At 63.1% G+C, this 13,107-nt stretch carries 13 protein-coding genes; 3 read left to right on the top strand and 10 right to left on the bottom strand.

Annotation, left to right across the window (positions count from 1 at the left end; all coding sequences use genetic code 11):
* Window positions 1-102: 102 nt before the first annotated feature.
* Together C163_RS21365 and colR are read right to left on the bottom strand one after the other, a co-directional pair.
* Window positions 103-1,413: a HAMP domain-containing sensor histidine kinase gene (locus tag C163_RS21365; RefSeq protein WP_025340528.1), complete on the bottom strand. Its 1,311-nt coding sequence runs from the start codon at window positions 1,411-1,413 to the stop codon at window positions 103-105.
* Entirely contained in the window at window positions 1,403-2,086 is a 684-nt protein-coding gene (gene colR, locus C163_RS21370; protein ID WP_003255215.1) for a two-component system response regulator ColR, read from the bottom strand. The genes C163_RS21365 and colR overlap by 11 nt, the downstream gene beginning before the upstream one ends.
* Before the next feature lie 183 nt (window positions 2,087-2,269).
* Here colR and C163_RS21375 point away from each other — a divergent pair, with 183 nt between their 5' ends.
* On the top strand, window positions 2,270-2,998 hold the full coding sequence (locus tag C163_RS21375) for a phosphatase PAP2 family protein (protein WP_013974090.1): 729 nt from the start codon (window positions 2,270-2,272) through the stop codon (window positions 2,996-2,998).
* Window positions 2,999-3,165: 167 nt separating this feature from the next.
* On the opposite strand, the gene groL is transcribed toward C163_RS21375, so the two are convergent.
* From groL to C163_RS21400, 5 genes are all read right to left on the bottom strand, one after another.
* Complete coding sequence (gene groL / locus C163_RS21380; RefSeq protein ID WP_025340529.1) at window positions 3,166-4,806, bottom strand: chaperonin GroEL; 1,641 nt, start codon at window positions 4,804-4,806, stop codon at window positions 3,166-3,168.
* A gap of 48 nt (window positions 4,807-4,854) precedes the next feature.
* Complete coding sequence (locus C163_RS21385; RefSeq protein ID WP_003260750.1) at window positions 4,855-5,148, bottom strand: co-chaperone GroES; 294 nt, start codon at window positions 5,146-5,148, stop codon at window positions 4,855-4,857.
* A gap of 323 nt (window positions 5,149-5,471) precedes the next feature.
* Entirely contained in the window at window positions 5,472-5,933 is a 462-nt protein-coding gene (locus C163_RS21390) for an FxsA family protein (protein ID WP_025340530.1), read from the bottom strand.
* Window positions 5,934-6,000: 67 nt separating this feature from the next.
* Window positions 6,001-6,732: a HugZ family protein gene (locus C163_RS21395; protein ID WP_025340531.1), complete on the bottom strand. Its 732-nt coding sequence runs from the start codon at window positions 6,730-6,732 to the stop codon at window positions 6,001-6,003.
* A gap of 149 nt (window positions 6,733-6,881) precedes the next feature.
* Window positions 6,882-7,892 (bottom strand): DUF481 domain-containing protein, encoded by a 1,011-nt coding sequence (locus C163_RS21400; protein WP_025340532.1) that lies wholly within the window; start codon window positions 7,890-7,892, stop codon window positions 6,882-6,884.
* Window positions 7,893-8,058: 166 nt separating this feature from the next.
* Between C163_RS21400 and C163_RS21405 the strand changes: the two genes are divergently transcribed.
* On the top strand, window positions 8,059-8,412 hold the full coding sequence (locus C163_RS21405; RefSeq protein WP_025340533.1) for an MGMT family protein: 354 nt from the start codon (window positions 8,059-8,061) through the stop codon (window positions 8,410-8,412).
* Between the two features lie 43 nt (window positions 8,413-8,455).
* Window positions 8,456-10,003: an AmpG family muropeptide MFS transporter gene (locus C163_RS21410; protein ID WP_025340534.1), complete on the top strand. Its 1,548-nt coding sequence runs from the start codon at window positions 8,456-8,458 to the stop codon at window positions 10,001-10,003.
* Between the two features lie 132 nt (window positions 10,004-10,135).
* On the opposite strand, the gene C163_RS21415 is transcribed toward C163_RS21410, so the two are convergent.
* The 3 genes from C163_RS21415 to C163_RS21425 form a co-directional block, all read right to left on the bottom strand.
* Window positions 10,136-11,380, bottom strand: a complete 1,245-nt coding sequence (locus C163_RS21415; RefSeq protein ID WP_025340535.1) for an MFS transporter — start codon at window positions 11,378-11,380, stop codon at window positions 10,136-10,138.
* A gap of 204 nt (window positions 11,381-11,584) precedes the next feature.
* Window positions 11,585-12,427 carry a mechanosensitive ion channel family protein gene (locus C163_RS21420; protein WP_025340536.1) on the bottom strand — a complete coding sequence of 281 codons (843 nt, stop codon included), beginning with the start codon at window positions 12,425-12,427 and terminating at the stop codon, window positions 11,585-11,587.
* Between the two features lie 114 nt (window positions 12,428-12,541).
* Window positions 12,542-13,027: a YajQ family cyclic di-GMP-binding protein gene (locus C163_RS21425; protein WP_016713577.1), complete on the bottom strand. Its 486-nt coding sequence runs from the start codon at window positions 13,025-13,027 to the stop codon at window positions 12,542-12,544.
* Window positions 13,028-13,107 lie beyond the last annotated feature (80 nt).

Genomic DNA, 13,107 nt, shown 5'->3' on the forward strand with positions numbered 1-13,107 from the left:
ATCTCCTGACTCCATTCCGCCCACATTAGGTAAGCAAGCGTAGGAATCAGGTCATGCTGATGTGAAAAATATGTTGAGCGCCGAATGACCTGTTACAACAGATTACTCGACCAAAGCCTCTGGGTCGCCCTTGGCCGCGGTATTGCTCAGGTCCACCATGAAACGGCAGCCGTGCGGCAAGGTCGAGGTCAGGGTGACATGCCAGCCCTGGTCGTCGCAGATCCGCTGTACCAACGACAGGCCCAGGCCCAGGCCCTCGCCGCGCCGCTCGTCGCCGCGCACGAACGGCCGGAACATCGCCTCGCGCTGCTCCTCCGGGATACCTACGCCGCTGTCCTCCACGCTGAAGCCGTTGGCTTCCAGGCTCAGGCGGATATAGCCGCTATCGGTGTAGTGCGCGGCATTGCGCAGCAGGTTGCCCATCACCGACTGCAGGAAGGTGGCGTTGTACAGCACCGGGCTGGCACTGACGCGACCATCGAAATACAGGGCCAGGCCCTTTTGCTCGATGGTGTCGCGCCAAACCCCGACCAGTTCGTCCGCCACTTCCCGCAGGGTGGCCCGCGAAGCCACGGCGCCCTCGTCGCGCTGTGCCCGGGCCAGCATCAGGAAGGTCTTGACCAGTTCGCGCATTTCTTCCGTGGCCCGCGCCACGCGCTCCACCTGGCTGCGCGAGCGGGCGTCCAGCGTCGGGTTTTCCATCAGCAGTTCGCACGAGGTGGCCAGCACCATCAAGGGCGTGCGCAGTTCATGGCTGACGTCGCTGGTGAACAACCGTTCGCGGGTCAGCGCATCGCGCAGGCGGCCCAGGGTATCGTCGAAGGCTACCGCCAGCTGGCCGACTTCGTCCGCGGCATAGTCCGGCGCCAGCGGCGGGGCCAGGCCCAGCAACTGGTCACGGTGGCGTACCTGGCGCGCCAGGCGGATCACCGGCGCCATCACTCGGCGCGCCACCAGCCAGCCGAGGATGACCGCCAGCACCAGGCTGAGCAGGAAGCCCACCACCACCACCGCAAACAGCACGCGCTCGCGTTCCTCGAAGTCGCTCTGGTCCTGCAGCAGCACATAGCGGCGGCCATCGACGATCTCGACCATGGCGTGGTACGACAGCTGATCGCGGAATACCTCGTGGAAGCCGCGGTCGAGGTGGCGCAGGTCCTTGGGCAGCTCGAAGTCGTCACGCCCGCCGCTGAAGTAGAACAACTGGTCGGGGCGTGGCCGGTGGCTCCAGTCGCTGACGCTGTCCATGCGCAGCAGGCGTTGCAGGTCACCGCCCAGCACCGAGGAAATCAGCCGCTCTTCGACCAGGTGCACGGTGCCGACGATGCCGAAGGCGAAGGCCCCGGCCACCAGCGCGCTCATCAGGGCAAAGGCGATGATGATGCGCTGGGCAAGGCTTTGCTTAAACTCCATCACGGCCCTCGGCGAGGCGATAGCCGACGCCATGGACGGTATGCAGCAGCGGTTTTTCAAACGGCTTGTCGATCACCTGGCGCAGCTGGTGCACGTGGCTGCGCAGGCTGTCGCTGTCAGGGCAGTCATCGCCCCACAGGGCTTCTTCCAGCACTTCGCGACGCAATACGTGCGGGCTCTTCTGCATCAGCACCGCCAGCAGCTTGAGGCCGACCGGGTTGAGCTTGAGCAAGCGGCCCTGGCGGGTGACTTCGAGGGTGTCGAGGTCATAGCTGAGGTCGGCCACCTGCAAGGTGCGGCGCCCGCCACCCTGGGCCCGGCGCAGCACCGCCTCTATGCGAGCGGCCAGCTCCGACAGGGCGAAGGGCTTGAGCAGGTAATCGTCGGCACCGGAGCGGAAGCCTTGCAGGCGATCGTCCAGTTGGTCGCGGGCGGTGAGCATGATCACCGGCGTATCGCGGCGGGCGTCTTCGCGCAGGCGCTTGCACAGGGTGTAGCCGTCGATGCCCGGCAACATGATGTCGAGCACGATCAGGTCGTAGTGCTCGGTGGCTGCCAGGTGCAGGCCGGACAGGCCATCCTGGGCGCAGTCGACGGTGTAGCCCTTCATGCCCAGGTAATCGGCCAGGTTGGCCAGGATATCGCGGTTGTCTTCAACCAAAAGAATGCGCATCGGTTTCTCCTGTGCGGCGCTTCTCGCTGTGGTGCGCGGCAGGCGCAGCTTAAGGCCTATGCCTGCAGGGTGCCAGCCCCAGGGAAAATTCAGCGCACTTGACGGTTTTTTCACTGATCCTTCACGGACACAGGATAGCGGGCGGCCGACAATGCCCGATCTTTTTCGCGCCCTGGAGCCGTCATGCAGCAACCAACCCGCCCTCGCCCGATCAATTTCTGGCTGTACCTTGGGCTACCCCTGGCGACCGCGCTTGGCCTGATCCTGCTGGAACTGACCTCGGTCGACATGGACATTGCCAACCTGTTCTTCGACCCTGCTGCCGGGCAATTCATCGGCCGCCACAGCTATTTGCTGGAGAACATCCTGCATGACCGGGTCAAGCAGGGGGTGATCCTGCTGGGCGTGATGTCGCTGGTGACCTTTGCTGCCAGCTTCTTCTGGAAGCGCCTGTTCGGCTGGCGCCGTGAGCTGGGCTGCCTGGTGCTGGCACTGGGCCTGTCCACGGCGTTTGTCACACCGCTGAAGAAAGTGACCCAGGTGCAATGCCCGTGGAGCCTGACCCAGTTTGGCGGGAAGGAAACCTACAGCAAGCTGCTGGAACCGCGGCCGGCGACCGACAAGCCCGGGCTGTGCTGGCCGGGCGGGCATGCCGCCACCGGGTTCTGCCTGTTCGGGCTGTTCTTCATGCTGCGTGATCGCAAGCCGAGGCTGGCGCGGGTGGCGTTGACGGTGGCCTTCGTCGCCGGGTCGGTGCTGTCGCTGGGGCGGATGATGCAAGGGGCGCACTTCCTTTCGCACAACGTGTGGACGGCGGTGTTCTGCTGGTTGATCGGCTTGGGGTCGTATTACCTGGTTCTGTATCGTCGGGGAATGGCTGAGGTGCCTGCTGCCGAGCGTAGCGTCGCCTGACCCAGGGGCCGCTTTGCGGCCCTTTCGCAGCACAAGGCTGCTCCTACAAGAGTACGAGATCGTCTGTAGGAGCAGCCTTGTGCTGCGAAAGGGCCCTCACAAGGAAAACAAAAAAGCCCCGGTTCTCGCGAACCGGGGCTTTTCATGTTGCAGGGGGTAAGGCTGGCTTACATCATGCCGCCCATGCCACCCATGCCGCCCATGTCAGGCATGCCAGCAGCTGGCTTGTCTTCCGGCAGGTCGGCAACCATGGCTTCGGTGGTGATCATCAGACCGCCGATCGAAGCAGCAGCTTGCAGCGCCGAGCGGGTGACCTTGGCTGGGTCCAGGATGCCCATCTCGATCATGTCGCCGTATTCGCCGGTAGCAGCGTTGTAACCGAAGTTACCCGAACCTTGCTTGACCTTGTCAGCGACAACGCTTGGCTCGTCGCCGGCGTTGGCAGTGATCTGGCGCAGCGGCGCTTCAACGGCGCGACGCAGCAGGGCGATACCGACGTTCTGGTCTTCGTTGTCGCCTTTGAGGTCGGCAATGGCAGCCAGGGAGCGAACCAGGGCCACACCACCGCCAGGCACCACGCCTTCTTCAACGGCTGCACGGGTAGCGTGCAGGGCGTCTTCAACGCGGGCTTTCTTCTCTTTCATTTCAACTTCGGTGCCGGCACCGACCTTGATCACGGCAACACCGCCAGCCAGCTTGGCCAGACGCTCTTGCAGCTTCTCACGGTCGTAGTCCGAGGAAGTTTCTTCGATCTGGGCACGGATCTGCTTGACGCGTGCTTCGATCTCGCCGTCGGCGCCAGCGCCGTCGATGATGGTGGTGTTTTCCTTGGACAGGATGACGCGCTTGGCGTTACCCAGGTGCTCCAGGGTAGCGGTTTCCAGGGACAGGCCGATTTCTTCGGAGATGACCTGGCCGCCAGTCAGGACGGCGATGTCCTGCAGCATGGCCTTGCGACGGTCGCCGAAGCCCGGAGCCTTGACCGCAGCAACCTTGACGATGCCGCGCATGTTGTTGACTACCAGGGTAGCCAGGGCTTCGCCTTCAACGTCTTCAGCAACGATCAGCAGTGGGCGGCCGGCCTTGGCAACGGCTTCCAGAACTGGCAGCAGCTCACGGATGTTGGAGATTTTCTTGTCGACCAGCAGCAGCAGCGGGCCTTCCAGCTCGGCAACCATGGTGTCCGGCTTGTTGACGAAGTACGGCGACAGGTAGCCACGGTCGAACTGCATGCCTTCCACGACCGACAGTTCGTTTTCCAGGCCCGAGCCTTCTTCAACGGTGATCACGCCTTCTTTACCGACTTTTTCCATGGCTTCGGCGATGATTTCACCGATGGAGTTGTCGGAGTTGGCGGAGATGGTACCTACCTGGGCGATGGCCTTGGAGTCGGCGCATGGCTTGGACAGGTTCTTCAGCTCGGCGACGACGGCAGCGGTGGCCTTGTCGATGCCGCGCTTCAGGTCCATCGGGTTCATGCCGGCAGCGACGGCTTTCAGGCCTTCGTTGACGATGGCCTGAGCCAGAACGGTAGCGGTGGTGGTGCCGTCACCGGCAGCGTCGTTGGCCTTGGAAGCAACTTCCTTGACCAGTTGGGCGCCCATGTTTTCGAAAGCGTCTTTCAGCTCGATTTCTTTGGCGACGGAAACGCCGTCCTTGGTGATGGTCGGCGCGCCGAAGCTCTTGGCCAGTACCACGTTGCGGCCTTTCGGGCCCAGGGTAGCTTTTACTGCGTCAGCCAGAACGTTGACACCAACCAGCATTTTCTTACGAGCGGAATCGCCGAATTTTACGTCTTTAGCAGCCATGATCGTTTAATCCTTGGAATTCTTTGGAGTAACGGGAAGTCGGGGAAATCAGCCTTCGATAACGGCGAGGATTTCGTTCTCGGCCATGACCAGCAGGTCTTCGCCATCGACTTTCACGGTGTTGCTGCCCGAGTAAGGGCCGAAAACCACTTTGTCACCCACTTTCACGGCCAGCGCGCGAACTTCGCCGTTGTCCAGGATGCGACCGGTGCCGACGGCGACAACTTCGCCGCGGTTTGGTTTTTCAGCGGCCGAACCCGGCAGGACGATACCGCCAGCGGTTTTCGATTCTTCTTCGCTGCGACGGATAACGACGCGGTCATGCAGAGGACGAAGCTTCATTGTCGATCTCTCCCAAATAGTGGTTTTCATCGGCCGGTGTCGACACCGGCGGTTTGATGCAGTCCGGCGTTGCCGGGGGTGATCCGCAATGGGCGAAGCACCTGTGTAATGTCTGGTGTCGCCACCAGAAACCTTGCGGTGACCACATACATGAGGCCGCCATATTCAATTACAAGGCTTGTTTCAGAAAATTTTTCATTAGCCTGAAAAGCTTGGGGCCGCTTCGCAGCCCTATCGCGACACAAGGCCGCTCCTACAGGGGTTCGCATACTCTGTAGGAGCGGCCTTGTGTCGCGATAGGGGCGCGAAGCGGCCCCCGGCTATTACTTGTCGCGGCGCTCGTACTCGCCTTCGATCACATTCGGCCGATGCCCGCCATCCTGCGGCCGGGCCTGGAACGGGTCGTCCTGAAAGGCGCGCTGGCGCATGGCCTGGGCCTCGGCACGCTCGCGCATCTTGCGCGCGGCCAGGTGACGGGTGAATGGCAGCAGGCACAGCAGGCCCAGCACGTCGCTGATGAAACCTGGCAGCAACAGCAGGCCACCACCAACGGCCAGCATCATGCCCTGGAACATGTCCTCGGCGGGCAGTTCGCCACGCTGCAGGCTTTCACGGGCGCGCAGTGCGGTGGCCAGCCCGGCCACGCGCATCACCAGCACACCCAGGGCGGAGCCGGCGATGATCAGCAGCAGCGCCGGGAAGAAACCGATGGCGGCACTGACCTTCACGAAGACGAACAGCTCCAGCACGGGAAACAGTAGAAACAACAGTAGAAAAGCACGCATCAAAGCATTCCTCGTCGGAAGAGACCCTTCCTGTAAGACCAACAAATGGATGCGGGCGCTCGGCTTTTCAACCCTCGACTTCCGTCGCAACCGGCCACTGGTCGGCGCGTGCCAGCAAAACCAGGGCTTCGCGGACTTGTGTCGGCGTGTTGCAAGTACTTGGGAAAGGCAACCAGTGCACCGCCTGGCCGATACGCAGGTGCATGCCTTCGCTGTCTACCCCGACCATCTGCGCTGGCGCATGGCTTGGCAGCTCGGTCAGTTGCACATAGTGGGCGATGGCGTTGGCGTGGTCGTTGTTCATGTGCTCGACCATGCTCGCCTCGGCTTTACCGGCGAACGGGTTGGCCAGGGTTACCTGGTCAAGCCAGTGGATCGCGCCGAAGCCGCCGATGTAGCGGTGGCGCACCGGCTGCAGCACCCAGAAGTCGAAGTCGTGGGCCTTGTGGTAGTTGGCCGCGTCCGGGAAATAGCGGTAGTAGCGCTCGGCGGCGGCCTCGATGGCGGCCTCCTCCACCAGCTTGTGCGCCTCGGCCATCACCGTCAGGCGCCCCACGGCCTGCACGTCCTCGGCTTCGCGTTCGCCCACCAGCAGCGAGCACTTGGGGTCTTTCTGCAGGTTGTGGGTGTGCTGGGCGATGCGGCTGATGAGGATCAGCGGGTTGCCCTGGGCGTCCAGGCAGTACGGCACGACCGAGCCGAACGGGTAGCCGGGCATCGACTTGGAATGGGTCGAGAGCACGCCGCGGTATTCCTTGAGCAGCAGCTCCCGGGCGGGGCGGATGGCATTGGTACTCACTTGGGGGCGGCTCCTGATATCGGGCTGGATGGGACAAGATAAGCATTATCAGATCCAGTGCCAATGGGGCTGCTTTGCAGCCCATCGCGACACAAGGCCGCTCCTACAAGAGATCGCGTACATCCTGTGTCGCGATAGGCCGCAAAGATTTACCAGGTAACGCCGAAGCCTGCGGTATAGCGGGTCTTGTCCAGGTCACTGTCACGCGTACCGGTGATGACGTCCTTCTCCGCCTTGAGGTTGAGCGAGGCCCACTCGGTGACCTTGTAGCGCAGGCCAATCTCGGCATCCAGCGCGTAGTCGGCCACGCCACCCAGCGGCTTGGCGAACTCGCCGTTGGTGAACAGCTGCACGTTCTTGCCAATCAGGTAGCGGGTGTAGTCCCACTTCACCGCCGCGGAATAGAAGTTGTCCTTGGCGCCATCCTGGTATTCGAAGTCGGTACGGTTGATCAGCGAACCCAGCGAGAATGCGCCCAGTTCGTCGTCCCAGAACTGGTAACCCGGGCCGGTACCCACGGTGCGCTGGCGGGCGAGGTCTTCGATGCGGTCGCGCTTGTACTCCACGCGCCCCTGCCAGAACCACTTCTCGGTGAGGAAGCGGTCCAGGGCGTACTCGGCACTCCAGTTGTCGGTGGTGGTGACGTCGTCCTTGGTCTCGCGGTTGTATTCGCCTTCGGCGTTGTGCCGCCAGCGGCCATGGCGGGCGCTGGTCTTGAAGCCGACGTCGTAGTCGTCGGTGTCGTTCTCGGCGCGCTTGTAGTCCAGCGCCACGTCGACGTTGCCCTTCCACACGAAGTCTTCGACCAGTGGCTTGGGCTTCATGATCTGCTCGATGCTGGCCAGTTCCACGGTCTTTGGCGCCTCGCCATTGGCCAAGGTCACCTTGCCGGGCTCGGCGGCCTTCAGCGACTTGGCGCGCTCACCGCTGTAGGCGTCCTGCTTGACCAGCATCTCCTGGTCGCTCTCCAGGGTCTGGACTTCTTTCCAGTCCAGGGCGATGGAACCGCCATAGGGGGTTTCCAGCAGCAGCTTGCCGCCGTCGAAGACTTTGATCTTGCCGCTGAGCCGGTCGCCGTTGTTCATCCACACGGTGTCGGCGAACACCGGGGAGGCGCACAGGGAAACAGCAAGCAGGCACAACAAGGATCTAGAATTCATAAGCGGGCTATGATTTGCGGACTACGGGTTCGATTTGGCGAAAAAAGCCGGGCATTATCCAGATAACCACGACCAGAGCAAGGAAAGACCGGGAGCATGCCGTTGAGTTCAACTCTCATTTGCCAGACCGCCGGTCCGGTTTCATCTGCAGCCCAGTGGGGGCCTGATGTCTGACGGATATGAGCATGCCCTGGACTCCGCCGAGGGCCGACGAATGGCGCTGTATTCGGTACTCGGCCAAGTGCCGGCCGGCAAGGTGGTCAGCTATGGCCAGTTGGCCGAGCTGGCGGGGCTTGGGCGGGCGGCACGCTGGGTCGGGCGTACCCTCGGGCAACTGCCCGCGGACACTCGCCTGCCCTGGCACCGGGTGCTTGGCGCAGGTGGCCGGCTGAGCCTGGCACTGGGTACCCCGTCTGGGGATGAACAACGGGCGCGACTGCGTGCGGAGGGTGTGAATGTAACCAACAATCGTGTGGATATGACGCGCCATGGCTGGCGCCCGATGGAGCACAGCGGTTAGAGTGCGCGCTTTGTTTTCGCAAACTTGAGGCAGATGTTGGCCCATGCCCCGTAAAACCTGGCGCGCTGCGCTTGCTGCCTATGCCAGCCCGTCAACCTTGGTACTTTTGCTGCTCGGCTTCGCTGCCGGTCTGCCTTACATGCTGGTGTTCTCCACCCTTTCGGTGTGGTTGCGCGAAGCCGGCGTGGCCCGCGAGACCATTGGTTACGCCAGCCTGATCGGCCTGGCCTACGCCTTCAAGTGGGTGTGGTCGCCGCTGCTCGACCAATGGCGCCTGCCGCTGCTCGGCAGCCTGGGGCGTCGGCGTTCGTGGCTGCTGCTGTCGCAGGCGCTGGTGGTGGTCGGGCTGGTCGGCATGAGCCTGTGCGACCCGCAGCAGCACCTGTCATGGCTGATCGCCCTGGCGGTGCTGGTGGCCTTCGCCTCCGCTACTCAGGACATCGCCGTCGATGCCTACCGCCTGGAAATCGCCGACGACCAGCGCCAGGCTGCGCTCGCTGCCAGCTACATGGCCGGCTACCGCGTGGCGGCCCTGCTGGCCACGGCGGGTGCACTGTTCTTCGCCGAGTGGTTCGGCTCCACCGGCTTCAGCTACCTGCACAAGGCCTGGGCCGGCACCTACGTCATGTTCGCAGTAATGATGCTGCCCGCCGTGTTCACCACCCTGATCATGCGCGAACCGCCCGTACCCATGCGTACCCAGCTGTCGGCAGCGCGCTATGGGCTGGTGCACCAGCTGGCCTCGGTGTTCGTACTGATCATCCTGCTGGTTTCGGTACCGGCCAGCTTCACCCAGATGTTCAATACCGGCTGGTCCAGCGTCATCTCCGGTGATGCCACGCCACTGGACCTGCTGCTGGAAGACCGCGCCTTCCTGCGCCTGATCCTCTACGTGCTGCTGACCTGGGCGTGCCTGTCGAGCCTGGGTCGTCGCGGCCTGGCCCCGGTGCTGACCCCGGTCAACGACTTCATCGCCCGCTACCGCTGGCAGGCCCTGCTGCTGCTCGGCCTGATCGCCACCTATCGCATGTCGGACACGGTGATGGGCGTGATGGCCAACGTGTTCTACATCGACATGGGCTTCACCAAGGACCAGATCGCCAGCGTCAGCAAGATCTTCGGCCTGATCATGACCCTGGTCGGCGCCGGGGTTGGTGGCCTGCTGATCGTGCGCTTCGGCATCATGCCGATCCTGTTCATCGGCGGTGTGGCCTCGGCGGGCACCAACATCCTGTTCCTGATGCTGGCCGACATGGGCCCGAACCTGCAGATGCTGGTGGTGACCATCTCGCTGGACAACTTCAGCTCCGGCATGGCCACCTCGGCCTTCGTCGCCTACCTGTCGAGCCTGACCAACCTGAAGTTCTCGGCTACCCAGTACGCGTTGCTCAGTTCGATCATGCTGCTGTTGCCAAGGCTGATCGGGGGTTATTCGGGGGTCATGGTGGAGAAGTTCGGTTACCACGACTTCTTCCTGATCACTGCCCTGCTGGGCGTGCCGACCTTGATCCTGATCGCCCTGCAGTGGCGCCAGGAGGCCGGGCCGGGCAAACCGGTGGCAGAGGAAGGTTCGGCGGCCGAGCGGCCCTGACAGATTTGTATTGCCTGTACTGGCCTCTTCGCGGGTAAACCCGCTCCCACAGGGACTGCACAGCTCTCGAGGGCAGTGCTGTACCTGTGGGAGCGGGTTTACCCGCGAAGAGGCCGGTACAGGCTATAAAGTTTACTGAGCAACAGCCCCCTCACCAGGCCGCCCACCCACCACAAACCACAGCGGCCACAGCGCCAAGGCCCCCGCCACACCCGCCGCCAGGGCAAAGTGCAGCAAGCTGGCCCCGGCGCCAATCATCGCCAACACCGCCCCACCCAACCCCAGCAAGGCGATGGTGATCATCCCCAGCATGGCCGATACCAAGCCCTTGCTCTGCTCGCTGGCGAACAGCGTCATGCGATACAGCACCGCGTTGGCCACGCCCAACCCCAGTGCGTACAGCGACATGCCCGCCACCACGCTGGTCACGCTCGGCCAGTACCAGGTCGCCAGCACCATCAGGCACAGGCCGGCCAGGTATGGCCACAACGCACCCCGCACCAGCGCCGGCAGCGGATAGCGGTCGGCGATGCGGTTGATGATCAGGTTGCCCAGGATCAGCCCGCCAAACACCGGCAACTGCCACAAGGCGTACTCCATGGTGCTCAGCCCCTCGTCGTGTATCAGCAGCACCGGCGACAGGCCGATCCAGCCAATCAGCGGCAGACCGACCAGGCCCAGAGCCGCGCTACCTGCGACAAAGCGGCGGTTGGCCAGCAACTGGCCGTAACCGGCCAGCAGCGGCAGCAGGTGGATGGGCGTGAATGCCAGGCGCGAGCCATCACGGCGTTCCACGCCAAGGGTTTCCGGCATCAGCCGGTGCAGCAGCAGCCAGGCCAGAACCGCGCCGATGGCAAAGGCCACGAACAGCCAACGCCAGTCCAGCCACTGCAGCAGCAAGGTGCCCACCAGCGGCCCGAGCAGTGGCGAGAGCAAGGCGATGTTGGCCAGCAGGGCCATCATGCGCACGGCGTCCGCTTCGCTGAAGGCTTCGTTCAGGGCCGGGTAGCTGACCGTGACCACAAAGCCCAGGCCGATGCCCTGCAGCAGACGCAGCAAGTTGAACAGGCCGATGTCGTGGACCCAGAAGGTGGCCAGGCAGGCCAGGCCGAAGAACGCGCAGCCGATCAGCAGCAACGGGCGCCGGCCATAGCGGTCGGCCAGCGGGCCGATCAGCCATTGCAGCACCACGCCACCCAGCAGGTACAGGTTGAGGGCGTGGGGAATGTATTCGGGGCTGGCGTTCAGGTCGCCGACCACCACCGGCATGGCCGGCATGACGGCGTCGCTGGCCAGGTAGGTGAGCAGCTCGAACAGCGCCAGGGTCAGGCCGAACAGCAAGGCGCGCAGGGGGGTGATGTACAGCAGTGGTTTCATGATGGCGTATCGGGTGTGGCAGGTGGGGTCAGGCTATATGCCAGAAATGGCGGGGTATTGCTGTGAACAAGTGTAAAAAGCCGGGGCCGCTTCGCGCCCCATCGCGACACAAGGCCGCTCCTACAAGGGTTACGCGATTCCCTGTAGGAGCGGCCTTGTGTCGCGAAGGGGCGCGAAGCGGCCCCAACCGATGACAACGCGGTATTACTGCGCTGCAGTCTCCTGCACCACGCGAATCACCCGCTGCGGGAACGGAATGTCGATCCCTTCAGCCTTCAACCGGTCGCGCGCATGCTCGTTGAGCATGAACATCACATCCCAGTAATCGGCAGTCTTGGTCCACAAGCGCAACGACACGGTGATCGAGCTGTCGCCCAGGGTCGCGACCACCGCCTGCGGCGCCGGGTCGGGAAGTACACGCGGGTCCTGCGCCAGCTCCAGCAACACGTTGCGGGCCTTCTGCAGGTCGGCGTCGTAGTCCACGCCCACATCGAACACCACCTTGCGCGTCGGCTGGCGGTTGGTGTTGGTGATGATGCCGTTGGACAGGCTGCCGTTGGGCATGATCACAGTCTTGTTGTCACCGGTGCGCAGCACGGTGTGGAAGATCTGGATGCTGTCGACGGTGCCAGCCACGCCTTGCGCCTCGATCCAGTCACCGATGCGGAACGGGCGGAACATCAGGATCAGCACACCGCCGGCGAAGTTCGCCAGGCTGCCCTGCAAGGCCAGGCCGATGGCCAAGCCCGCGGCACCGATGGCGGCAACGAACGAGGTGGTCTCGATACCGATCATCGATGCCACGCTGACGAACAGCAGCACCTTCAGCACGATATTCGACAGGGTGCTGATGAAGCCCTGCAGCGCCAGGTCGGCGTTGCGCAGGCCAACCAGCCTGCCCAGGCGGGCGCTGACCTTGTTGATGATCCACCAGCCGACCGCCAGGGTCAGCAGCGCCAGCAGCACACGGCTGCCGTATTCCATGATCAAGGGAATCCAGGTCTGCGATTGGCGGACCAGCTGATCGACTTCAGCGTTCAAATCCATATTCATCTCCTGATGCCGAGCGGCAAGTACACGGTAGAACAGGCCGCGCGCGATTGCGCAGCCCCGGCCCCCATGGACATCATTTCGCCATCGGGGTTCCGGGTGGTGCCCACATCAGTCGCGGAAGTTGTTGAACTGCAACGGCATGTCGAATTCCTTGGTACGCAGCAGGGCAATGGCTTCCTGCAGGTCGTCACGCTTTTTACCGGTAACGCGTACCTGTTCGCCCTGGATGGCGGCCTGCACTTTCAGCTTGCCATCCTTGATGGTGGCGACGATCTTCTTCGCCAGGTCCTTGTCGATGCCTTCGCGGAACTTGGCTTCCTGTTTCTTTTCCTTGCCCGAGGCGTACGGGTCCTTGGTTTCCAGGCACTTCACGTCGATCTTGCGCTTGACCAGCGCCAGGCGCAGGATTTCCAGCATCGCTTCGAGCTGGAACTCTTCCTCGGCGGTGAGCATCACGGTCTGCTCTTTGTCCTTGAACTCGAAGGTACCCTTGCCCTTGAGGTCGTAGCGGCGGTCCAGGTCCTTGATGGCGTTGTCGACCGCGTTCTGCACTTCGTGCTTGTCCAGTTCCGATACCACGTCGAACGAAGGCATGGTTGTTCTCCCAAAATAAAAGCGCGCTCAGGCTGAAGATGGAGCGCGCTGGGTTTGACGGTTAAAATGCGGGCTCATTA

The sequence above is a fragment of the Pseudomonas sp. FGI182 genome (assembly GCF_000511325.1).
Taxonomy (GTDB): domain Bacteria; phylum Pseudomonadota; class Gammaproteobacteria; order Pseudomonadales; family Pseudomonadaceae; genus Aquipseudomonas; species Aquipseudomonas putida_Z.

Coding starts and splice junctions, on each gene's coding strand:
- C163_RS21365 (WP_025340528.1), bottom strand. CDS start 1,413: ATGGAGTTTAAGCAAAGCCTTGCCCAGCGCATCATCATCGCCTTTGCC.
- colR (WP_003255215.1), bottom strand. CDS start 2,086: ATGCGCATTCTTTTGGTTGAAGACAACCGCGATATCCTGGCCAACCTG.
- C163_RS21375 (WP_013974090.1), top strand. CDS start 2,270: ATGCAGCAACCAACCCGCCCTCGCCCGATCAATTTCTGGCTGTACCTT.
- groL (WP_025340529.1), bottom strand. CDS start 4,806: ATGGCTGCTAAAGACGTAAAATTCGGCGATTCCGCTCGTAAGAAAATG.
- C163_RS21385 (WP_003260750.1), bottom strand. CDS start 5,148: ATGAAGCTTCGTCCTCTGCATGACCGCGTCGTTATCCGTCGCAGCGAA.
- C163_RS21390 (WP_025340530.1), bottom strand. CDS start 5,933: ATGCGTGCTTTTCTACTGTTGTTTCTACTGTTTCCCGTGCTGGAGCTG.
- C163_RS21400 (WP_025340532.1), bottom strand. CDS start 7,892: ATGAATTCTAGATCCTTGTTGTGCCTGCTTGCTGTTTCCCTGTGCGCC.
- C163_RS21405 (WP_025340533.1), top strand. CDS start 8,059: ATGTCTGACGGATATGAGCATGCCCTGGACTCCGCCGAGGGCCGACGA.
- C163_RS21410 (WP_025340534.1), top strand. CDS start 8,456: ATGCCCCGTAAAACCTGGCGCGCTGCGCTTGCTGCCTATGCCAGCCCG.
- C163_RS21415 (WP_025340535.1), bottom strand. CDS start 11,380: ATGAAACCACTGCTGTACATCACCCCCCTGCGCGCCTTGCTGTTCGGC.
- C163_RS21420 (WP_025340536.1), bottom strand. CDS start 12,427: ATGGATTTGAACGCTGAAGTCGATCAGCTGGTCCGCCAATCGCAGACC.
- C163_RS21425 (WP_016713577.1), bottom strand. CDS start 13,027: ATGCCTTCGTTCGACGTGGTATCGGAACTGGACAAGCACGAAGTGCAG.